This window comes from Jatrophihabitans lederbergiae (assembly GCF_031845305.1).
Lineage (GTDB): Bacteria > Actinomycetota > Actinomycetes > Mycobacteriales > Jatrophihabitantaceae > Jatrophihabitans_A > Jatrophihabitans_A lederbergiae.
Window position 1 is genome coordinate 1 of record NZ_JAVREH010000170.1, and the last position, 1259, is coordinate 1259.

Genomic DNA, 1259 nt, shown 5'->3' on the forward strand with positions numbered 1-1259 from the left:
GCCGCCGTCCCCGTCGCTGAAGCCGACCGCATGCGCACCGCGCTCCTGAACGCCCTCAGCCACGATTTGAGGACCCCGATCGCCTCGGCCAAGGCCGCCGTGTCGAGTCTGCGTGGCCGCGACGTGCGGTGGAGCGAAGACGACCAGCAAGAACTGCTGGCCAGCGCCGACACCGCCCTGGACAAGCTCACCGGACTGGTCACCAACCTGCTCGATCTGTCCCGGCTCGAAGCCGGTGTGCTGCCCGTCGCCGCCACCGAGGTCGCCCTCGACGACGTTGTCACCCGAGCGCTCAACCACATCACGGCTGGGGCGCAGGTTCAGCTCGACGTGCCCGCCACGCTGCCTGAAGTCCTTGCCGACGCCGGACTGCTGGAACGGGTTGTCGCCAACCTCGTCGAGAACGCAATCCGCTACAGCCCGGATGACCAACCGGTCCGCCTCTCGGCCAGCACCCACGGCGACACCGTGGAACTTCGCATCGTCGACCGCGGACCAGGCATACCCACCAGAGAACGTAACGGCGTGTTCGCTCCCTTCCAACGCAGAGACGACCACCCAGCCCCCAACGGCGCCGGCGTCGGACTCGGACTGGCCATCGCCCGCGGATTCACCCACGCCATGCAGGGCACCATAACCCTGGACGACACCCCCGGCGGCGGCCTCACCGCGGTCATCGCCCTCCCGAAAGCCGCCGGCCGAACCTCGATCACCCCGACGGAGACCGCCCACATTCTCGGCAAGGCAACGACATGATCCACATCCTCACCGTCGATGACGAACCGGCACTACTGCGGGCACTCGTCCTCAACCTCACCAACCGCGGCTACACCGTCAGCACCGCCGACACCGGCGAAACCGCCATCAGCCAAACCGCGATCAAACGACCAGACCTGATGATCCTCGACCTCGGGTTGCCCGACCTCGACGGACTCGACGTCATCTCCCACATCCGGCGCCTGCAACCCGAACTCCCCATCGTCGTGCTCTCAGCCCGCACCGGAAGCACCGACAAAGTCACAGCCCTCGACCTCGGCGCCGTCGACTACGTCACCAAACCCTTCAGCATGGACGAACTACTCGCACGACTGCGCGCCGCGGCACGACGAGTCAACATCGCCAAGCCGATCATCCCCATCACACTCGGCGCCCTCAGCATCGACCTCCCCGCCCGCCTCATCCGCCCAGCCAACGGCACAACGGCGCAGCTGATCCACCTCACCCCCACCGAATGGCGAATGCTCGAAGTCCTCCTGACC

At 66.9% G+C, this 1259-nt stretch carries 2 protein-coding genes; both read left to right on the forward strand.

The genetic code is table 11. The features are described from left to right. On the forward strand, positions 1-756 hold a 756-nt coding region (locus RM423_RS24780; RefSeq protein ID WP_311425703.1), incomplete at its 5' end, for a sensor histidine kinase. After that, positions 753-1259, forward strand: a 507-nt coding sequence (locus RM423_RS24785) for a response regulator transcription factor (protein WP_311425704.1), incomplete at its 3' end; no start/stop codon positions are given. The genes RM423_RS24780 and RM423_RS24785, both read left to right, overlap by 4 nt.